This window comes from Niallia sp., from assembly GCF_031978665.1.
Classification (GTDB): Bacteria; Bacillota; Bacilli; order Bacillales; family Cytobacillaceae; genus Niallia.
The window spans coordinates 43,698-65,178 of sequence record NZ_DALZDK010000008.1; the positions used below are offsets into that span (position 1 = coordinate 43,698).

The window sequence follows — 21,481 nt, forward strand, 5'->3', positions numbered from 1 at the left end:
AAAGAAGAACGGTTTAAAAAAAGAATCAACGAAAAAGAGGGGAAGCTATGAGGTATAGCTTCTTTTTTATATTTAGTAAAGAATTTTACGCATCCAATTGATTTATCAATTTAATTAAAAAAAGATTCATAAAATTAGATTTCTTGTTCAGTTGGTTTATCAGTTTTATATGTTAACTTATATTATGGTTGTGTTAACATATAATTTGAATAAAGTAATTAAGGGGCGATACTTATGTATAAATTACGTGGTCATCACTTACTATGTCTTCTAGGTTATAGAGGAATGGGATATTCGGCTGAATATATAGAAAATATGACACACCTACATCACATTTTAAGAACGAAACCAGACACAATAATTCATCTAGTAGATGGTCCTGATCATTTATGTAAGAAATATCCTAATTCAGGAAAATATCATTGCCAAGATATACATATTTATAAGAGAGATGAATTAATATTGGAGAAGCTAGCGCTCCATGAAGGACAAAAGGTTCAATGGAAAGAGATTGAAGAATCTATCCGAAATTATGTAAACCCCTCTGATATATCCTATATGTGCGAAACATGTTCATGGCGTTCTTACGGGGTTTGCGAGGAAGGAATACATGATATCCATCAAGGGAAAGGCTTAAGGAAAGTGAAGTAACTTAGCTAACGTTCTTTCTCCTGCTTTGTATAAAAAAACATATAATCTAAGTTGAATAGTAATGGAGTTTGCGCGTGATGAAAGCTAAAAGTAAGAGAAGCAAAGAAAAAACTGGTGTTCATTAATTCATACTATATACAGTCTATAAAACCAAATGGATTTTCGCTTAGAGTTTTTTCCTATAGATTTAAGTCAATCATTCTTGTCTTATGATACGATTAAAAAAATCGTTTTAACGGAAGGGAATAGGAGGAGTTTCCATGCTTGATTCTTTACACTCTATTCGAAAAGTAAAACAAGGTGATAAAGTAGTACTTCGAAAGCAAAAATGGCTACAATATCTTTTTATTACAAAGGAAAAGAATGTTAACCTAGAACAAGTCGATTCTCTAGAAAGATTAGAGAGTCATCCAGTCTTGAGCTATATAGAAAGAGCGTTAGTGATCTTAGAAAACAGTACGATAATTAATGAGAGTGATAAACAAATTATCGAAGAAGTGCTTATTTGGAGTGATGTGGCTAAATGTGGCTCACCCTCTAAAAGAAGAGGCTGGAAGGAGCGAGGCTTTCAGTTAGGAATACATAATATCGGGTCTGCACAAATTTATGCAGAGGAAAAAATGAAGGTTGCAATAAATGAAAGAAATTTAGCGGAAGAAGAGCTCGTTTATACGCTCATCTATACGCATGGACTTATAGGACAATTTATTCGAGGAGAGGTTCGCTATGGTCAATTAGAGCCTTTGATTGCCTATATGTATAAATACAATAAAGTAAATTCAATTGAAATGTTTAATCTTTTGTATGTGTTAAATCACTGTATTATCGAAGCGGTTTCTCCACAAATATGGAGTGAGGTTCAGGAAGAGGTTAAATTTGTCATTCGTTCCGCTATGGAAGGGAATAGAGCGGTAGAGTTATCCTTAAAGGAAAGAATAAAGAGATTAAGAAATTCTGCCCTTAAAAATGGAGAAAACTTTGATCAAGCATATAACCAATTATTCTCAAATCAAAAACTTAACAGACTTTTTCAAGCATTTTTTAATAATAGCGATATGTGGTATGTGGAGTCGGCACTTCATGATTTTTCCTTTGAAGAATTTTTGAAAATCTTTTTACTTATTTATCAAAAAGCAAATCCTTTTTCATTGAAACAAATTAGTTTTGAACCGTTTATGAAAGACATTTATTATGATTATAAAGGCCAAAAAACCATTAATTTATATAAAAAGAGGATTATTGAAGCATATTTAAAAGAACAAAAAGTAGAAGACTTAATAGCAGGCAAACGAAGCGAAAATATTCATGTGGAATTTACAATTATTCCCCTGGATTCTTTAAACGAAAATATTTATGTATCATTTGTTTATTCGAAGGCTGGCGAAAAACTAATTGAGTTTTGCCAAGAAGCGGAAAAATCTCCTCTTTATGAGCGGGCTATTATTCTCTTATATGATTTTTTCGGTTTTCGAAAAGATGGGTTTGATCGGATGCAAAACGAACAGAATTATCTTACAGACATGAACAATGCCCAAAATCACAAAAAGCTGATCGCGGACTATGCAGTTGGAAATAATATGCTGGATATAGGTGCAGGCGGTGGGGTGATGTTAGATATATTATCTGAAAAACATCCAAATGCAAAAGTTATTGGAATTGATCTGGCGATAAATGTTATCGAAGCTTTAGAAAAAAGAAAAATAAGAGAAAAGAAATCTTGGTTTGTGAAACAAGCAGATGCTCTCCAATTAAAGGAAACATTTGAGCTTAATAGTATGGATACAATTATTTTCTCTTCTATTCTTCATGAAATGTACTCTTATATTCCGTATAATGGCAAGAAATTTAATCCAGAAGTTATTACACACAGTCTAAAAAGTGCATTTGATGTTCTTAAGCCAGGTGGCAGAATCATTATTAGAGATGGCATTATGACAGAGCCAAAAGAGAAGCTAAGACAATTAGAATTTAAGCAATCCGGTGGCCTGGATTTTTTTAAAAGATATGTACAGGATTTTAAAGGTAGGACCATTGTGTATGAACAACTAAATGAACATACCATTCAGCTACCTATTAATGATGCAATGGAATTCCTATACACATATACATGGGGAGAGGAGGCTTACCCTCATGAAGTACAAGAGCAATTCGGTTATTTTACCCCCAGTGAATATAAAGAGGTTATTCAGGATGTGATAGGGGATAAGGGGAAAATCCTTTTGTTTCATCATTACTTGCAAGATGGCTATGAGGACCACCTTTTACCATATGTGAGAGTGACGGATATTGAGAAGAATGCAGTAAGCCTTCCTGACAGTACTTGTTTCATTGTTATTGAGAAAATGGATGATAGAAATCATGAAAGCATCGTCTTCTCGACAAATTAATTAATTGCAAATTTATAATTAAAAGAATAGAAATACAATGATTATCACATAATGAAAAAGTGCTTAAATTAATAAAAGGAACCGCTATCTTCCCAATTACATATGAATGTAAAAAGGTTCTTTAAAGAAAGTAGGTGATACTATGGACATTAACAGAGTAAAGCAAATACTATCATCATCAGCTGAAATAGAAGTACAATATAACGGAGTGTCTGTATGGATTGATGATCTGAAAGAAGAAGATGCGACTGCAATTGTTCATCTTGTAGGTGGAATTGAAGAACAAACGGAAGTAGACATAGCGAGTTTAAAAGAAGTCTAATTAATGTAATATTCAAAGAAAACCACTAATTTTATAGTGGTTCTTTTTATTCTAGTTGCTTGTATTGCTATCTTTTCACTGCATCCATAATGAGAGATGGAAACACTATTTTTTCTCCTTGATTTCTTGGATCCAACTTCTTTGACCGGAAAATAACACCATCTTCTTTTTTCCATTCATTTTCGTGAAAAATGCCATTTTCATCAAAATATTCCAATACATTAACCTCAAATCCTGCAAGCTCAAACATTTTTCGTAATGTGTAATAGGTATGAACAATTTTATGACTTGAAGCGGGATGGTTCTTAGGTCCAGGTCCTCCAATTTGCACGATATGCTGATACGATTCGTCTGGAAAGAATCCATCTGGAACTGCGCAACGAACATATCCAGAAGGCTTTAAGTAACGATAACAAAGAGAGGCTGCTTGAACACCTTGTTCAAAGGTTAAGTGCTCCCAAACATGTTCTGCTAAAATCGCCGTAATCGAAGATTTTTCAAAACGTTGCCAGGTAGATGCCTCTAATAAGTTTAACTCTTCTTCCTGTGTATGGATCCATCCTGGATTATTTCTATACTCCCCAGCTCCTATAACTAACTTAATAGACTGTTCAGCCATAATATCCCCCAAACAATTTTATGAAAATTCTAATTATACTGTAATATAGGCTTTGTATTTATGCAATAAAAAACTGTTAACGAGTAACAAATGAAATATATGACTTTTGGCATAGGAACATCCTCTTATCTATTGTAAAATAAGGGAGCAGAAGATGGATTACCTATTTTTTCTTGTAATTATGTATGCGTATACAGAGAGAGGGGCGATTAAAATAAAAAAATTTTGCGTACGAAAACATTTTGGAATTCCACTAAAAAAGAAGCTCGTATTTTCCTTTTTAGCTATGCTATTAATTCCAAGCATCTTAATTGGAGGATTTTCTTTTTTATATGCGAATAAGCAAATGGAAAAGGATTTTATAAGCAATGCGAGCACTAATTTAAACATGTTAGATACAACAATAACCAATTTGATGTCACAAAAAGTTTACGATGTTTCTGCATTGACAGATACTATCACGAAAGAAACAATCGACAAAGAACCATCTATAATTCAGACTACTATTGAACAATATAGTAAAGTTCATCCTGAAGTTTCGAGCATCTATATTGCTACAAATGATGGGAAACTTTTTCAGCAGTCCACAGAGGAATTGGATGATCAGATGGATCCCAGACTAAGAGATTGGTATAAAGCGGCGGTTAATCAAGCTGGTGAAGCGGTTATTATGGATCCGTATTTATCGCCGATTTCTCAAAAGATGGTTATCACAATAGGAAAGACAATTGCTGATAATGCAGGTGTAATGGCAGTTACGATGAATTTAGATTACTTAGGAGAATTAGCAAGGGACATCACATTTGGAAAAGAGGGCTATGTTATTCTTCTTGACCAGAAAAAACGTTTTATCGTTCATCCTGAAGAAAATCAAGGAGATATTGTAAAAGAATCCTTTTATGAAATCCTATATAAAGAGCAAGTCGGGACCCTGGATTATACAGTAGATAAAGTTAGTAGAAAAATGGTTTATCAAACAAATAAGATTACTGGATGGAAGTTAGCGGGAACGATGGAAAAATCAGAAATAGTGAATCATTCTAAAGGTCTTTTGTATACGATTACAGCAATATTAACGGCTTCCTTGATTTTAGGCGGAATAATGATGATGATTATCGTCTCATCCATTATCAAACCAATTAAAAAATTAAAAGATCAAGCCATAACAGTAAGTAATGGAGATTTAACGAAAGCAATAAATATCACGACAAAAGACGAAGTTGGCGAATTAGCAACTGCGTTTCATGACATGCAGAATAATTTACAAAATCTTATCCAAAACATCGAACTTAGTTCGGAGAATGTCGCAGCAAGTGCAGAACAGCTAACTGCAAATGCTAATGAAGTAACGATTGCATCGGAGCATGTAGCAAATACTATACAGCAAGTTGCAAGCGGCGCAGAAATACAAACAAATGGCTCGAATACTAATGCTGATGATATAAAATCTGTTTTGGATGGCACGAATAAAATTGTTGATTTTAGTAAGAAGGTTTCTGACCTTTCTACTGGAACATTAGATAAAGCGAATGCAGGCGGGAATTACATCCAGGCAACACTGCAACAAATGAATGTAATAAGCGATACTGTAGCAGAATCAAATAAAATGATCAAAGAATTAGAAGAACAATCAAAGCATATCGGAAAAATTACGGAAAGTATTACGACAATCTCAGAACAAACCAATCTGTTAGCTTTGAATGCAGCGATAGAAGCAGCAAGAGCTGGAGAAAAAGGGAAAGGTTTTGCGGTTGTGGCCAATGAAGTTCGGAAGCTTGCTGAGCAGTCGGGTGAATTCGCAAGTAATATCTCTCAATTAATTAATGGTGTACAGGGAACGACTGCAAACACTGTAATTCGAATGGCGGAAGTATCACAGGCTGTTCAAGCTGGATTAAAAGTAACAGATGAATCAAATACAAAGTTTCAAGAAATCGTACATAGTATGCAAGAAATGACACCGTATATTGAAAATGTTACCACAACTTCAAATGAAATGGCTGCAACGCTTAAAGAGGTAAGCGTAACCGCTGCTGAACTTGCAAAAATTGCATATGACAATTCCACATCCTCGGAGGAAGTCGTATCGTTAACAGAAGAACAATTAGCAGCTATGGAAGAAATTTCTGGTTCGGCAAAGAACTTAGCGGATATGGCCGACCAGCTTAGAAAGAATCTTCATGAATTTACCTATTAATCTGTCATATTAAAATATTCTCTTGCATAAAGTAGCGATAGGCTTTAAATGCAGGAGGTTTTTTCTATGAAAAAAATTAATGTTTATTTAATAAACGGTTTCCTTGGCAGTGGCAAAACAACAACACTCTTAAAATGTATGGAGTATTTTAAGGAGAAAAAGAAAAAATATGCGATTATCCTAAATGAACTTGGCGAAACGAATATCGAAAAGCATTTATTTAAAGATGAATCCCTCTATGAACTTTTAAATGGTTGTGTATGCTGTTCCATTAAAGAAGATTTAAGAACTACCCTTGATGGGCTTTCCGAGACATTACATAAAGAAAATATTGATGTCGTTTTATTAGAAGGAACAGGTGTAGCGAATCCTTCTGAAATAATGGAGACGTTTAATGAGAAGACTTATAGAGACGTATTTCATGTTGCTGAAAGTATTTGCTTGATTGATAGTTTGCATTTTACAGAATATACGAGTGTTTTTTCGAGTAGTAAAGAAGTCCGCCAGTTGCAGAAGGAACAAATTGAAAATGGAACAGTACTTGTATTAAATAAAATCGATCAACTTTCGAGTGAGCAATCTTTGGAAAAAGTGGAAAAGAGAATTAGAAAAATAAATGCTGATGCTCCGTTATTATATAGTAAATATGGAAATGGAATAACAGAGTATTTAGAAAAACAACAAAGCAGGATGAATAAGGATTTATCCATTATTAGACAAACTCACCATCACCACCATCATATTAAAGCAATGAAATTAGTGCAAACAACTCCACTGACGAAAAGAGAATTAAGAGATTTCTTAAAAAGTAATCAGGATAAATTGCTTCGTGCAAAAGGAACCATAAAAAACAGTGAAGATCAATCATGGTATCACTTTCAATATGCTTCTGGATTATTGGAGTGGCAAAAGGTATCCGAGTATCTTCCAAATAGAAAAGGTGAAATTATTTTAATTGGAGAACAATTGCCAAAAGAAGTAACCATTTAATAAAAAGGGTGTATCTTATGGAATATTCCATGAAGATATACCCTTTTTATGCATAGAAAGTATAGGACAGGCATAGACATGAATTAAGTGATCATAGAACGATGTAAGAAAAGGAGCATGTTATGTCCATCCCAACACGTTTAAAGGATATCTTTATATTTGGTTTGTTTATGGCTTTAATGTATTTATTTTTTTTCGGGGATATATACGCTGCAAATGAGATGAATTTTGTCTTGCCAGATCAGATAAAAACGATTTTTATTTTATTTCTCGGTATTTTCCTTGAAGCGCTACCGTTTTTATTATTAGGAGCAATTGCCTCATCTGTTATCAATCTCTATATTTCTGAAGAAGCAATCGCAAGAATTATTCCTAAAAATCCATATGCAGCTATTGGTGTTGCATTGATTGCAGCATTAATTACCCCTGTGTGCGAGTGTGCGATTATCCCAGTGGTACGCAGGCTTATTCAAAAAGGTATTTCTGTTCATATTGGTGTCGTTTTATTAATGGGTGCGCCTATTTTAAACTTTATTGTTTTTGGAAGCACGTATTATGCTTTTCAAAATAATTTATCCATTGCTTATGGTCGTTTTATTATTTGTGTATTGGCAAGCATTATTGTGAGCATCATCATTTATATACTTTTTTCTAAGCAAAAGGTATTAAAAACGCATCGAGAGGATTTAATGACAACAGCTCCTATCAATGTCAATAAAGGTGATTCAAAATGGAAAGGAATTTTGCATCATACTTGCCATGAATTTTTTACAATTGGTAAATACTTTATTATTGGAGCAGTATTTGCAAGTGTTGCGCAAGTATATTTACAGGATAGCTATATTATGCAAGCAGGTGAGTCATCAATTGAAGGCACTGCTGTTATGATGGGACTAGCATATGTGTTATCCTTATGTTCAGAAGCAGACGCTTTTGTTGCAGCATCCTTTTTAAAAATGTTTAGCCCAGAAGCTATCATCGGATTTTTAGTGTTTGGACCAATCCTCGATTTTAAAAACACATTTGTCATGCTAGCGTCTTTTCGAATAAAGTTTGTCTTATTGTTTATTCTGATTGTTACGATTGTTGTTTATGTATTGTCTTTACTATCAGGGTTCTTTTTGTTCTAAATTACTCATTATAAGGAGGGAAATCGGTGAAAATCAAATGGAGTCCAACATGGCAATTGGCCAATGAACTACAAGGGATTGTGTTAATTGGCTTCAGTCTCCTTATATTTAAATTATTGGTGACAGGAGAAGTGACGCGACTTGTTGCTCCGAAAATGGTGCCGTTTTTATATGTAACAATGATTTTGTTATTTTTCCTTGGTTTTTTCCGATTACTTAACAGTAATTTAAAAGGAGCCGATTGTGATTGTGATGTGTGTGATGAAAATACATCTTTCATGAAGCTAACCCTGTCTTATTTATTATTTTTTAGTCCGTTATTTTTATTTTTCACCTTACAAGATATGACATTTAACAAAAGTATTCTTCCGAATGTTCAGTATGAACATGGACAAACGTCTTCTGCTAGTCAAGCGAGCTCTATAGCTACTGATGAGGAAAATGCGATTGTGATAGATGATAATAATTATTTACAAATGATGGATATGATAAATACCAACTTAGACAATATGATCGGAAAGGAAATAGCAATAACCGGATTCATTCATCGAGAGGATTCATTTACGGATAAAGAGGCAGTCATTGCTAGATATGTCATGACCCACTGTATAGCTGATCTTGGAATATACGGTTATATGATGGATGGAGACTTAAGTAGTTTACAAAGTGATCAGTGGTATTCGATAAAAGGAAGAATAGAGAAGAAAGAATTTGAAGGACAAACAATGCCAATTATTAAACTCGAACAGGCAGAAAAAGCGGCTGCGCCAGAGCAAGACTATTTATATGCTTTAGACTATTAGCCTTGTATTCTTGCATTATTCGCATTTTTTCGCTAAAATTTAAATGAAATGAATTGAATATGTATCGGGAGCTTGTTTGAAGCAGGCTGAGAGTATGGCTATTATCGCCATTGACCGGATGAACCTGTTGGATAATGCCAGCGTAGGGAGGTGTATGAAATGAAGAACACTTTGTTTAGGCGTAGTGTTTTTATTTTGCCATAATTACTGTAACGGTACACGTGCCCATTATTTATCGCGTGCTGATGTTTCGGTCTGTTATGGTTTTTTTATTGTGAACAAATTGCAAGAACTTGGAAATGGAGTTAACGAGGTCCATAAGGATACAGGAAGGATAGGAGCAAAAGTGATGAACGAAAGATATGAATTGATGATTCCCAATGTATTAACAAAAGTACGAGAACAAGTACCGCTTATCCATAATATTACGAATGTAGTAGTTACAAATTTTACAGCAAATGGATTACTAGCATTAGGTGCTTCACCGGTAATGGCATATGCAAAGGAAGAAGTTGCAGAGATGGCAACAGTAGCGGATGCACTTGTTCTTAACATCGGAACGTTAACAGCTGAAAATGTGGAGAGCATGATTATTGCTGGAAAGGCTGCAAATGATGCAAATAAACCTGTCATTTTAGACCCAGTTGGTGTAGGTGCAACTCGTTATCGTACAGAATCTGTTCATCGTATTATGAAGGAAGTAAAGGTGACGATACTTCGAGGAAATGCAGCAGAGGTAGCGAATGTTGCAGGGATAAAAGCCGAGATGAGAGGTGTAGACTCCATTAGTGTACATAATAATCGCGCCATCGCCGCAGAAGCTTCAAAACTGCTTCAGGTGCCGGTTATCATTACGGGGGAGCAAGATATTGTGTCCTGTAATGGGAAATTATCTGTTATTAATAATGGACATGAGATGTTAACAAAAGTTACTGGGACAGGCTGTTTGCTTTCTTCTATTCTTGGAGCGTTTATTGCTGTAGAAAAAGATATTCTACTCGCTTCTACAGCAGGCTTAGTTACATATGGTATTGCGGCTGAATTTGCTTTTGAAAAAACGAAAGAAGATGGGCCAGGAAGTTTTCAAATTGAATTATTAAATCAACTAGCGAAAATTAGTGAAGATGATATTAAGAGAGTAATGAAAGTAGTAATAGAATAGGAGGCGCTTTAATGCCCAAAGCAAAAGCATTAACAATAGCAGGATCAGATAGTGGTGGTGGAGCTGGAATACAGGCAGATTTAAAAACCTTTCAAGAGTTAAAGGTATATGGGATGAGTGCCATTACAGCGGTAACTGCACAAAATACACTCGGTGTAGAAGGGGTATACCCTTTGACACTTGAAGCAATTGAAAAACAATTAGAATGCATCGCAGTTGATTTAGAGCCAGATGCTCTAAAAACAGGCATGCTTTTTAACAGTGAGATTATTGAATTAGTTGCACATAACATAGAGCGATATAAGTGGAGAAATATAGTGGTAGATCCGGTGATGATTGCAAAAGGAGGAGCAAATTTACTTCAACAAGAAGCAACAGAATCCATGAAAAAAAAGCTTCTTCCACTTGCAACTGTATTAACACCGAATATACCAGAAGCAGAGGTATTAACCGGAATGACTATCCGAAATATGGAGGAAAGAAAAGAAGCAGCTAAGATTTTAAGTGCGATGGGCGTTTCTTATGTCATTATTAAAGGTGGCCATGGGGAAGAAGAGGAGTCCGTTGATTTACTTTATGATGGTAGCAGCTATTCTAGTTTGTTGGCTGAAAGAATTCCTACTAAAAACACGCATGGAACAGGATGCACTTTTTCTGCTGTGATAACAGCTGCTCTGGCAAAAGGTGCTTCCATTGATGATGCTTTTCAATTAGGAAAGGATTTTATTCACCATGCTATTAAAATGGATCTTCATATAGGTAGCGGCCATGGGCCAACCAATCATTGGGCATATCAAGAAAGCAAAAAGTAGACAAAAAAGCTATCTGGAGGATTTATGTCAACATATACAATAGAAAGAATCAAAGAACTGCTAAAAGTATATTTTATTATGGGAAGCAATAATAGCAACTTAGCTCCTGAGTACGTTCTAGAAAAAGCCTTAAAAGGTGGTATTTCGGTTTTTCAATTTAGAGAAAAGGGGACTGGAGCATTAGAAGGAGAAGCGAAATTTCAACTTGCAAAAAGGATGCAGGAACTTTGCAAACAATACGATGTTCCATTTCTAGTAAACGATGATATCGAACTTGCGATAGCGTTGGATGCTGATGGAGTACATATTGGCCAAGAGGATGAAAATGCAAAAAAGGTTCGAAATTTGATTGGGAATAAATTATTAGGCGTATCTGCTCATTCTATAGAAGAAGTTAATGCTGCGATTGAGGTAGGTGCTGACTATATCGGTATTGGTCCTATCTATCCAACAAGCACAAAAAAAGATGCGAAAGCAGTACAAGGCACGACCCTTATCCAAAAAATTAAAGAGCAGAATCTTTTGATACCAATTGTAGGAATTGGCGGGATTAATAGTGATAACGCATTTCCTGTCATTCAAGCGGGCGCAGATGGAGTAGCGATCATCTCAGAAATTAGTATGGCAGAAAATCCTTATGAGCAAACTAAGCGATTGAAGAAAGTGGTTCTTGGTCAAGCATAATTTTTAAGTTGGAGCTTGCTTAAGAATGTAGGTTTTTTGCGGAAAATAGACATTCACCCAACCCAAATATACATCTCAGCATACAATAATTTTGTAAGAGGAGCTAATTAAGAAAAATATAAAGGCTCCTTCCTCGTTAACCAGATAATGAAATGGTTAATATACTACAAAAATGAGAAAGGGAGATGTATATATGTACGGTTATGGTGGATATGGTTATGGATACGGCGCTGGTGCTGGTTATGGTGGAGGATTCGCGCTAATCGTTGTATTATTTATTTTGTTAATTATCGTTGGTGCAACTTTTATTTGCTAATATAATAGGAAAAGCTGACTTTGTGTCAGCTTTTTTTACATTTTTAAGAGAAGCGGTTTAGTTAATTGTTATATTATTAAAATTTGTTCTTATTTATTATGAGGAATGATAGCGATTACAAAAATTCAACAAAAAATACATAAAAATATAGCAGAAAAACAAAAAAATAAGAATAAAATAGAATTAATTATAATATTTTAACTTTTGAGAAAATTAAATTTAAAAATCTTATTGACAGAAAATTTAATATAGGTAAAATAAAGTTATTAGAGTGTTAGATTATGTGACACTTGATGGTAAGTTTATATACATAAAGGGGGAAGGAATCTTAATGGAAAATTTAGAGTTTTTGATGAACAGCTTGTGGACGATGGTTGCTGCAATTTTAGTTATTTTTATGCTTGGTGGATTTATATTATTAGAAGCTGGTTCCACAAGAATGAAGAATGCGGGGCATATTGCTGGTAAAACAATCTTTACATTTGGAATTGCCTCATTAGTATTCTGGGCTGTAGGGTATGGATTCATTTTTGGAGATAATGCAAATTTCTTTGTTGGAATGAGTGACTTTTTCTATGGAGGAGCTCAAGTGGAAGACGCTGGATTACAAACAACGGTTTTCTTTGTCTTCCAGCTAGCGTTTGCGGGGATTTCCTTAACAATCGCTCTTGGTGGTTTTGCAGAGCGCGCGAAACTATCTGTTTATCTGATTTTCTCCGTATTATTCGGTATACTGGTTTATCCAATCATTGCACATTGGATTTGGGGCAGTGGCTGGTTAGCAGAGCATGGCAAACAAGACTTTGCGGGCTCAACTGTTGTTCACTTAACTGGTGCGGCGGCAGCACTAGCAGCAACAATGCTTTTAAAACCACGTATAGGTAAGTATAATGCAGATGGATCTGCTAATCCAATCTTTGGACATAACCAAGTTTATACGGCGCTTAGCGTATTAATTCTTTGGGTAGGCTGGTTTGGATTTAACGCAGGTAGTACAGTTTCCGTTGCAGATGGTTTCTTCGGATATGTAGCTTTAAATACAAACTTAGCAGCAGCTGCTGGTGCAGTTTCGGCATTACTAATTTCGTGGATTGTATTAGGAAAGTCAGATATTACAACAATGCTAAATGGTGCATTAGCTGGTCTTGTTGCGATTACAGCATCTTGTGCTTTCGTTGAGCCTTGGGCAGCAGTTGTTATCGGTTTAATTGCTGGAGTACTTGTATTTTATAGTGTACGTTTCTTTGAAAGCAGAAAAATTGACGATCCAATCTTTGCCTTATCTGTTCACGGTACAGCAGGGGTTTGGGGTACTTTATCGAATGGTTTATTTGCTACAGCAGAGTTAGCTGAGTACACTGGTATTGGTAAAGCTGGTCTTTTCGATGGTGGTGGTTTTGGACAATTGGGAGTTCAAGCACTTGGAGTAGTAACTTGTGGAGTTTTCGCTTTTGCAGTAAGCTATGTCATTCTATTTGTTATTAAGAAAGTTAGTGGTCTTCGTGTAACAGAAGAGGAAGAAATCATGGGCTTAGATATTAGTGAACATGGTTCATATGGTTATCCAGAAGCTTTCTTATCAAAAGAAGAAACGGAAAGCTTATAATAATTTGTTAATAGCCCTTTCTAAAAATAATAGGCTATTTGACTAATGAAGATAGGAGTCTCGCTGAAAAGTGAGACTTTTATCTTTTTTCAAGATTGTTTTCGAAGAGATTGTTACTTTAGGAGTAATAAGTGATCTAGAGATACTTGCAGTCTGAAAAGTAAAGACATTGCAAGGATTAACGAGATGGTTTGCAGCTAATAGCTGCGCACTCCAATCCACCTCCTTTATCATTGAAATGTCTTCAGGTTATGATAAAAACAATATTTTATTTAAAAAGAATCTAGGGAAATATAAAATGATATGATAAACATAAAATAAATATAAATATTTATTTTCGAAGGAAGTGCATGGATGTGCTCTGAAAATATAGAACTAAAAGAGTTGAAAATGGAAAAGGAATATTTTTTAAAAACAAATAAGTATAATAGTGATGAATTAAATAATTTTCATGATGAAATATTTAAGCGCTTGTTCCAATTCGTTCTTACTGAATATACGAAAACCTACGGTGATCCGCCGTGCCCGTTTGTATGGTTTGTAACCGGTAGTGCAGGCAGAAAGGAACAAGGTATTTTTAGTGATCAAGATCATGGAATTATCTACGAAAGAAACAATCTGACTTACAACCGGTATTTCATAAAATTCGGAATATTTTTAAGCGATGCCCTAAATGAGATAGGGTATCCATACTGTGAAGGAAATGTTATGAGCAGTAACTCTGTATGGTGTAAATCCTTAGATGAATGGAAGCAACAATTGCATCAATGGATGGAAAAGGAAAATTGGGAATCGATTAGATTTCTACAAATCTTTTATGATAGCAGACAAATTTTTGGAGACCAAGCATACGTCCAGGAATTGAGAAACTATATCCATCAGTATTGTGCTTTGCATCCATCTCTATTAAACAGGTTTATGAATAATGTTATGCGTATAAAAAAAGGGGTCGGAATATTTGGCCAATTTTTTGTTGAAAGAACTGGAAGCTATAAAGGCTCAATTCACATAAAGCATACTATGTATTTGCCATATGTGAATTCGATCAGGCTACTTACTATTAAAGAAAGAATGCAACAATCATCTACAAAAGAGAGAATGCATGCTTTAAGAGAGAGCAAGAGATATGACGAATGGTTAAAACCTTATGAACATTCTTTTAATAGAATATTAGATTATCGGATTATCTTATTTAAAGAAGCAAAAACATATGAAGATGTTCACTATTTGAATATCAGTCAATTAACGAAGGAACAGAGACAAGAAATAAAAGGATTAATGCGTGATGGCATCAAATTATATCATCAAGTACAAAGGATAATTGAAAAAGGGTGTTAACATGGGAGTCGAATCATTTCTACAATACATGAGAGATTTATATGGAAAAGTCAATTCGAGTGTATTGCACGCTACCTCGAGCGGAAGTAATTCACAGCAAATCGCTTTTATGCGCCAGCTTCAGAAGGATTTAAAAGTGGAAGTTGCCTCCAGATTGCCATTGAATAGTTTAAAAGCGGTTGTTTTTGACATAGAAACAACGGGCTTTTTACCTGATAAAGGAGATCAAATTATTTCGATTGGTGCAGTTAAGGTACAAGGGTGTCAAATTTTAGAGGAGCAATTCTATACATTAGTGAATGCAGGGGTTGAAATCCCTGCTGAAATAAGCCGTTTAACAGGGATTCAAACCACAGATTTACAAGATGCCCCGTCTTTATCTGATGTACTTGTACAATATTTTGAATTTATTAACGAAGATACTCTTGTTGCCCATCATTCCTCCCATGAGAAAAGCTTTATGCAATCAGCATGCTGGAAAAGTTTTAAAACACCTTTTAAGCATCGAATTGTTGATACTTCCTTTTTATTTAAAATTGTCGAACCCAAACAAAGGATATTGACCTTGGAGGAATGGTGTGAATTTAGTGAAATTCCAGTAATTAATCGCCACCATGCACTAGGGGATGCTAAATTAACTGCTATACTCTGGTGTCATTATCTTGAAAGGGCACAACAATTAGGATGTCGTACCTTACAGGATATTTATGAAAGATTAGCTTTACGCTAAAATAGGAATGAGAATACTTTAACATTAAATTGGCGGTGAATGGTTGATGGATATGTTTGAGACAGAAAGACTGCTGTTAAGAGGCTGGAAGGAATCGGATTATAAAGATTTGTATGAATATGCACAAAAGGAAGAGGTTGGTCCATTTGCAGGTTGGCCACCACATAAAAGCGAACAAGAAAGTAAAGAAGTAATCCGATATTTTTTACAAAATAAAAATTCTTATGCGATCGTATGGAAAGAGGAAAACAAAGTAATTGGCAGCATCGGTTTTCATGAGCGTACACCAAATGTTAAACTATCTCATTTAGCCCAGCGAGAAGTAGGTTTTGCTCTAAATCCGCAATATTGGGGAAGAGGGATTGTGCCAGAAGCAGTTAATCATCTCTTGGTATTTGGGTTTGAACAATTGCACTTGGATTTAATATGGTGTGGACATTTTGACTTTAATACGAAGTCGAAACGAGTCAATGAAAAATGTGGCTTTCGCTATCAATTTCAGAAATCAGATCGTTATAAGCTTTTTAACAATCGAATAATTACGAGTTTCTATTATTGTATGACCAAAGATGATTATTTCGAAAAAAAGCAGCAAAATCCTTCAATGGATTTATCTCATACAAATAGATAATAAACAGCCATCCAATAAAAAAGAAGAAAATTAAATTTAAAGAGGTTGGGACATAATTTTTTCAGTTATGAATAAACCCGAACAATTATAGGTAATCGCATACTATTGTTCAGATTTATAAAAGACTGTTTCAGTAAAGTTGGTGTTAATATCCGCAGCCTAAATACACTTCGCTTTCCATGGGGCGAGCGCCGAGCCGCTTCGGCCTATGGCCTGCAGGGTCTCGGACTTTCTCGCAGCTCCCTGTGGCGTCTACGTGTATTCAGGCTGCTCCATTTTTCTTACTAATTTATTTTTTCTTGGCAAAAAATAAGTTTTTAGGAAATTGCCTTTAAAAACGAAGTGGAATGGAGCGGAAAACACTCGACTCCTGCGGGAAATAGAGGAAAGGCTGAGACCCCACAGGCAAAGCCGAGGGAGGCTCAGCTTCCTCCCCGACGCATCGAGTGTTTGTAGCGCAATGGAACGAATTAGTTTTTAGACTTGACTATATTTAAAAACTTAGAATACTTTATTTAAGAGCTAAATGAGATTGTTCGTCTTTACAGTTTGGCTATTTAGTTTTGTCCCAGCCTCATTAAATTTAATTATAGTTCGTCAAATCCGTTATCTACGTGGTTTACTTTCACGTACTGACGTGATTTTTGTTCGAAGAAATCAGATTTCCCTAAATCTACTTCTTCATAAGCTTTTATCCAGCGTAATGGATTTTTTCGATAGCCCTCAAACGGACGATTAAATCCAAGCTGATTTGCTCTAACATTTGCATAAAATTTTATATAATCTTCCACATCTTGAAGGAGGATTCCATCAATTTTATTACCAATGATATATCTTGCCCACTCTATTTCCAATTGAGCTGCTTCTTTCATTGTATCTCCCACAAAAGACACTAGTTCTTTGTTGTTATATTCCGGGTATTGGTTTAAGACCTCTTTAAAAACCTTCACAAATAAATCAACATGGATTTGTTCATCTCGATTAATATAGTTAATCATTGTGCTAGTTGCCACCATTTTTTGGTTTCTTGCCAGATGGTAGAAAAAAGCAAATCCAGAGTAGAAAAACAAACCTTCTAAGACTACGTCGTACACAATTGATTTTAAAAAGTTAAGTGGAGTTGGATTTTCTGCGAAATAGGCATATCCATTTGTAACAAATTCATTTCTCTTTTCAAGAATAGGTTCTGTCCGCCAAAATTCAAATACTTGCTCTTGCTTTTCCATTGGCACCAAACTAGATAAAACATAGGAATAAGAATGATTATGAATAACTTCCTGCTGTGCTAAAATAATCATTAAAGCAGATAGACTGGAATCTGTTAGATAATCAGCTACTTTGCCTGCATAGTCTGTTTGAATACTGTCTAATAACGCTAATAAGCCAATAATCTTTAAAAAGGCATCCTGTTCTGTGTCAGATAATTCAGGAAATTGCTTCATATCTTGGCTCATATTAATTTCAAAAGGAGTCCAGAAATTCGCGAGCATTTTTTTGTATTTCGGGAATGCCCATTGATAGCGAACATCATCCCAGTTTAAAATATTTGAACACTCACCATTAATAATAGCAGTTGATTTATTTGGTGCCTGCTTATTCATTATTGGTCGTTTTTTTATGATTTTTTCCACTTTAAATCCTCCCTTTATTAGACTAAAAATCAGCTAGAGCAAGAATCACAATCTTCCACTTCGGATGAAGTAGATCTTAGATAATAGGTCGTTTTTAAGCCGTTTTTCCATGCTGCTACATGTAAATCTAGTAATTCTTTTGCTTTAATTGTGTTTTGAACATATAAATTAAAAGAGATTCCTTGATCAATATGTTTTTGCCTTTTAGCTGTTTGTTTAATACTCCAATGTTGATCGATTAAATAAGCAGATTTATAAAACCAAGTCGTTTTCGTATTTAAATCTGGTGCTGAAACAGGAATTTTATAATCTTTTTTTTCTTCTGAATACATTTTTTTAAATATTGGGTCAATACTTGGTGTACTACCGGCAATTAGAGCAGTCGAAGCGTTTGGAGCTACTGCCATTAAATATCCGTTGCGTAAACCACTTTTTTGAACGGTCTTTTTTAATGTTTCCCAATCCCATTCACTTTCTGTTGATACATATCCTCTTTTTGTAAAATAGGAACCTGTTTGCCAATCAGAGCCTTGAAATGCAGGATAAGCTCCTTTTTCCTTTGCTAAAGCAGCACTTGCAGAAATCGTTAGATAGTTTATTTTTTCATATAAAGCATCCGCGTATGATACTGCCTCATCCGATTCCCATTTAATTTGTTTTAAAGCGAGCAAATGATGCCATCCAAATGTTCCAAGACCAATGGCACGATATTTCTGATTGGTAACTTGTCCCTGAATGACTGGGATAGTATTTAAATCAATGACATTATCGAGCATTCTTACTTGAATAGGAATTAATCGTTCTAATACATGATCTGTAACTGATTTTGCTAGATTAATAGAAGATAGATTGCAGACAACAAAATCGCCAGGGATTTTTTCGATAATAATTCTGCCATCTTCATATTTTTGTTCCGATAATATTGTTGGACTTTGGTTCTGAACAATCTCTGTACAAAGGTTCGTACAATATACCATTCCTAAATGGTTATTTGGATTTTTGCGATTTACTTCGTCACGATAAAACATAAAAGGAGTACCTGTTTCTAACTGACTGCGAAGGATGCTTTTCATGATGTTGATGGCTGGTACAATTTCTTTTGATAAATCAGGGCGCTTAACACATTCCTCATATTTTATACGGAATGAACCATTTCCTATTTTCTCATCAAAAAAATCTTCTAAATTAAATCCCATTACTGTTCTGACTTCATGAGGATCAAATAAATACCAGTCTTCTCGTTTCTCCACTTTTTCCATAAATAAATCAGGGATGCAGATTCCTGTAAAAAGGTCGTGTGTGCGGTATCTTTCATCTCCATTATTTAATTTACTATCCAAGAAGGAGAAGATATCTTTATGCCATACATCTAGATAGACACTTATGGCACCTTTTCGTTGCCCGAGCTGATCTACACTTACTGCTGTATTATTCAATTGCTTCATCCATGGTATTACACCAGAAGATGCACCTTTAAATCCTTTTATTGCACTCCCACGGCTTCTAATTTTTCCTAGATAAACACCAATTCCTCCACCGTTTTTCGATAGATTTGCAATATCTGTATTACTATCGTAGATAGATTGTAAAGAGTCATCGATTGTATCGATAAAACAGCTTGAAAGTTGTCCCCAGTTTTTTCCCGCATTAGAAAGAGTAGGAGTTGCCACTGTCATATATAAATTGCTGAGAGCCCAATATGCTTCCTTTACTAATAGTAATCTGTTTGTCTTTGGTTCATTTTTCATTAGGTGCATGCTAATAATCATAAAACGTTCTTGCGGTAGTTCGAAAACTCGTTTCTGGTGATCTCTAGCAAGATAGCGATCAGAAAGCATACGGAGACCGATATACGTAAATAAATAATCGTTTTTTTGTTGAATAACCTTTTCTAGTTCATTGATATCTTCTTTTGTATATGTATCCTGGATAGAAGGATGATAGATTCCTTTTTTTGTTAAAGTATCTATTAAATGATCAAAATGTGTATATGCATTTTGATCATTTGTGTCTCGGTTTTCCTTCGCTTGTCTGTATAGGTCGTTTAAAAGCAACCGAGCTGCTACATAGGTCCAATCTGGGGAATTTTCATCCATATAGCTTAAGGATTCGAGGATAAGCTGATGAACAAACTCTTCTTCCTTAATCTCATTTTTCTTCTCTACATATTGTTTTGCACGATTTTTAAGGGGTTGGAAATCTAGGTGTTGAAAGTCTTTTTCTAATTCATCAAATAGGAACAGAGTATCGTTATCTAATGTTTTCATCGTATACCTCCAAAAAATTTATTAAAAGGCTGTTTCTGCATGTTAAATCGCTATTGAACTTCTAGTTGAAAGATCAGAGTTTCGAAATTTAGAATTTCAGCTATTAAATAGTAGAAAAAGCCAATAAAAAAACCACTCAACATTTTGAGTGGATCAAACGATTGTGCAAAAGTGTCCCGTTTGTGAAAGGGGCAAGCTTACACCATCGTTTCATCATCTCAAAGTCCCGGAGTAATGAAACACAAGTGATTGGCAGGTCTCCTGGCTAGTGAATTATCCTACACTAAGACCTTCCCGAGAAATGGTTTCTCAGTGGTATTCTTAGTTCGTATCACATACAGTTGCGGGAACAGCTTCGGCTTCGCACCGAATTCCCTATTAAGTCCGTAAAAGGACACCAAAACTTGTGGCATATTAAATTTTTTGTAATTAGTTTATGTGAAGAAGTTGCGTTTGCTACTATAAGCACAAATGTCTCTCAAAAAAAAGTCGCTTCTGAGAAGCGATAAAAGAGACATTGGATAATAAGGCTTTTAAAAAACTATATATAGTGTAATTTTCATTTCGGTTAACTATATATTGATTAGATGGTATCATAGAATCTATTTTTGCGCAATTAATTTCTATTAAAAAAATCAAGAAAAGAGAAGCACGATATAAAATAATAGGATAAAAGCCGTTCCGAATAGCACTAAATATTTCGACCATATCGGTGGAAGTTTTTTTCGCTGTTTTCCTTTATTAAAGCTGATAAAGGAAAGGCTGTTTTTATAGATTACAAAATAAATCAGCGCAAACCCTATGTATTGTAAAATAAACAATCCTGTAAGAGATTGTTTACCCTCTAAAAATTGAACATTAGGAAAAGAGTAACCAGTAATAAGTTTGATGATGATGTCGTTAACTGTTCCAAAAATAGCAAACAAGAGCACTGCTGAAAATAGAATTTTAATAAATTCTAAATAGATATAAGGGATTTTTTTCATATAGACATTCCTTTTCATAAGTAAAATATTTTAGGCACTAGAAAAAAGAATACCATAAACGAGTAAGAATTAGTAAATAAAATGGAGTGTTTCGGGTAATATACATGTAATTATAGAGAGGGGTAAAAAATAGAAAATTCCAATTATACTAATAACGTTCACAAAACGTCAAAAGTATGATATTATTTGATTGTTTTTGAAAGAAAATGCTTGAAAAAC

19 protein-coding genes and 2 riboswitches are annotated in these 21,481 nt (G+C 34.7%); of the genes, 15 read left to right on the plus strand and 4 right to left on the minus strand.

Features of this window, described 5'->3' with window-relative positions; translation table 11 throughout:
- Nucleotides 1–234: 234 nt before the first annotated feature.
- The 3 genes from RTL21_RS06135 to RTL21_RS06145 all read left to right on the plus strand — a co-directional run bounded on the left by RTL21_RS06135 (nucleotide 235) and on the right by RTL21_RS06145 (nucleotide 3,360).
- A complete protein-coding gene (locus tag RTL21_RS06135; protein ID WP_312094396.1) occupies nucleotides 235–651 on the plus strand; it encodes a DUF1284 domain-containing protein in 417 nt (138 codons plus the stop codon).
- A gap of 260 nt (nucleotides 652–911) precedes the next feature.
- Nucleotides 912–3,038 carry a class I SAM-dependent methyltransferase gene (locus RTL21_RS06140; protein WP_312094397.1) on the plus strand — a complete coding sequence of 709 codons (2,127 nt, stop codon included), beginning with the start codon at nucleotides 912–914 and terminating at the stop codon, nucleotides 3,036–3,038.
- A 142-nt stretch (nucleotides 3,039–3,180) separates the two neighbouring features.
- A complete protein-coding gene (locus tag RTL21_RS06145) occupies nucleotides 3,181–3,360 on the plus strand; it encodes an H-type small acid-soluble spore protein (RefSeq protein ID WP_312094399.1) in 180 nt (59 codons plus the stop codon).
- A gap of 67 nt (nucleotides 3,361–3,427) precedes the next feature.
- Here the strand turns inward: RTL21_RS06145 and RTL21_RS06150 are convergent, their stop codons facing one another.
- The gene (locus RTL21_RS06150; protein ID WP_312094400.1) at nucleotides 3,428–3,979 is read right to left on the minus strand and encodes a class I SAM-dependent methyltransferase; all 552 of its coding nucleotides are present in this window, start codon (nucleotides 3,977–3,979) and stop codon (nucleotides 3,428–3,430) included.
- A 154-nt stretch (nucleotides 3,980–4,133) separates the two neighbouring features.
- Between RTL21_RS06150 and RTL21_RS06155 the strand changes: the two genes are divergently transcribed.
- The 12 genes from RTL21_RS06155 to RTL21_RS06210 all read left to right on the plus strand — a co-directional run bounded on the left by RTL21_RS06155 (nucleotide 4,134) and on the right by RTL21_RS06210 (nucleotide 16,378).
- The gene (locus RTL21_RS06155; RefSeq protein WP_312094402.1) at nucleotides 4,134–6,176 is read left to right on the plus strand and encodes a methyl-accepting chemotaxis protein; all 2,043 of its coding nucleotides are present in this window, start codon (nucleotides 4,134–4,136) and stop codon (nucleotides 6,174–6,176) included.
- 66 nt (nucleotides 6,177–6,242) lie between these two features.
- Entirely contained in the window at nucleotides 6,243–7,166 is a 924-nt protein-coding gene (locus RTL21_RS06160; RefSeq protein ID WP_312094404.1) for a CobW family GTP-binding protein, read from the plus strand.
- A gap of 122 nt (nucleotides 7,167–7,288) precedes the next feature.
- Nucleotides 7,289–8,296 (plus strand): permease, encoded by a 1,008-nt coding sequence (locus tag RTL21_RS06165; protein WP_312094406.1) that lies wholly within the window; start codon nucleotides 7,289–7,291, stop codon nucleotides 8,294–8,296.
- 26 nt (nucleotides 8,297–8,322) lie between these two features.
- A complete protein-coding gene (locus tag RTL21_RS06170) occupies nucleotides 8,323–9,099 on the plus strand; it encodes a TIGR03943 family putative permease subunit (protein ID WP_312094408.1) in 777 nt (258 codons plus the stop codon).
- Between the two features lie 54 nt (nucleotides 9,100–9,153).
- Nucleotides 9,154–9,265: riboswitch (TPP riboswitch) on the plus strand.
- A 183-nt stretch (nucleotides 9,266–9,448) separates the two neighbouring features.
- A complete protein-coding gene (gene thiM / locus RTL21_RS06175) occupies nucleotides 9,449–10,261 on the plus strand; it encodes a hydroxyethylthiazole kinase (protein ID WP_312094539.1) in 813 nt (270 codons plus the stop codon).
- Between the two features lie 11 nt (nucleotides 10,262–10,272).
- Entirely contained in the window at nucleotides 10,273–11,073 is an 801-nt protein-coding gene (gene thiD, locus RTL21_RS06180; RefSeq protein ID WP_312094410.1) for a bifunctional hydroxymethylpyrimidine kinase/phosphomethylpyrimidine kinase, read from the plus strand.
- A gap of 24 nt (nucleotides 11,074–11,097) precedes the next feature.
- On the plus strand, nucleotides 11,098–11,757 hold the full coding sequence (gene thiE / locus RTL21_RS06185; RefSeq protein ID WP_312094412.1) for a thiamine phosphate synthase: 660 nt from the start codon (nucleotides 11,098–11,100) through the stop codon (nucleotides 11,755–11,757).
- Between the two features lie 193 nt (nucleotides 11,758–11,950).
- Complete coding sequence (locus tag RTL21_RS06190) at nucleotides 11,951–12,073, plus strand: YjcZ family sporulation protein (protein WP_312094414.1); 123 nt, start codon at nucleotides 11,951–11,953, stop codon at nucleotides 12,071–12,073.
- Nucleotides 12,074–12,404: 331 nt separating this feature from the next.
- Complete coding sequence (locus RTL21_RS06195; RefSeq protein ID WP_312094416.1) at nucleotides 12,405–13,679, plus strand: ammonium transporter; 1,275 nt, start codon at nucleotides 12,405–12,407, stop codon at nucleotides 13,677–13,679.
- 354 nt (nucleotides 13,680–14,033) lie between these two features.
- Nucleotides 14,034–15,017: a DUF294 nucleotidyltransferase-like domain-containing protein gene (locus RTL21_RS06200; RefSeq protein ID WP_312094418.1), complete on the plus strand. Its 984-nt coding sequence runs from the start codon at nucleotides 14,034–14,036 to the stop codon at nucleotides 15,015–15,017.
- A 1-nt stretch (nucleotide 15,018) separates the two neighbouring features.
- Nucleotides 15,019–15,747, plus strand: a complete 729-nt coding sequence (locus RTL21_RS06205) for an exonuclease domain-containing protein (RefSeq protein ID WP_312094420.1) — start codon at nucleotides 15,019–15,021, stop codon at nucleotides 15,745–15,747.
- 46 nt (nucleotides 15,748–15,793) lie between these two features.
- Nucleotides 15,794–16,378, plus strand: a complete 585-nt coding sequence (locus RTL21_RS06210) for a GNAT family N-acetyltransferase (protein ID WP_312094422.1) — start codon at nucleotides 15,794–15,796, stop codon at nucleotides 16,376–16,378.
- A gap of 587 nt (nucleotides 16,379–16,965) precedes the next feature.
- Here the strand turns inward: RTL21_RS06210 and RTL21_RS06215 are convergent.
- From RTL21_RS06215 to RTL21_RS06225, 3 genes are all read right to left on the minus strand, one after another.
- A complete protein-coding gene (locus RTL21_RS06215; protein WP_312094424.1) occupies nucleotides 16,966–18,009 on the minus strand; it encodes a ribonucleotide-diphosphate reductase subunit beta in 1,044 nt (347 codons plus the stop codon).
- Nucleotides 18,010–18,038: 29 nt separating this feature from the next.
- Nucleotides 18,039–20,276, minus strand: a complete 2,238-nt coding sequence (locus tag RTL21_RS06220) for a ribonucleoside-diphosphate reductase subunit alpha (RefSeq protein WP_312094426.1) — start codon at nucleotides 20,274–20,276, stop codon at nucleotides 18,039–18,041.
- A 233-nt stretch (nucleotides 20,277–20,509) separates the two neighbouring features.
- Nucleotides 20,510–20,693: riboswitch (cobalamin riboswitch) on the minus strand.
- Nucleotides 20,694–20,911: 218 nt separating this feature from the next.
- Nucleotides 20,912–21,262 carry a hypothetical protein gene (locus tag RTL21_RS06225; protein ID WP_312094428.1) on the minus strand — a complete coding sequence of 117 codons (351 nt, stop codon included), beginning with the start codon at nucleotides 21,260–21,262 and terminating at the stop codon, nucleotides 20,912–20,914.
- Between the last annotated feature and the right edge of the window lie 219 nt (nucleotides 21,263–21,481).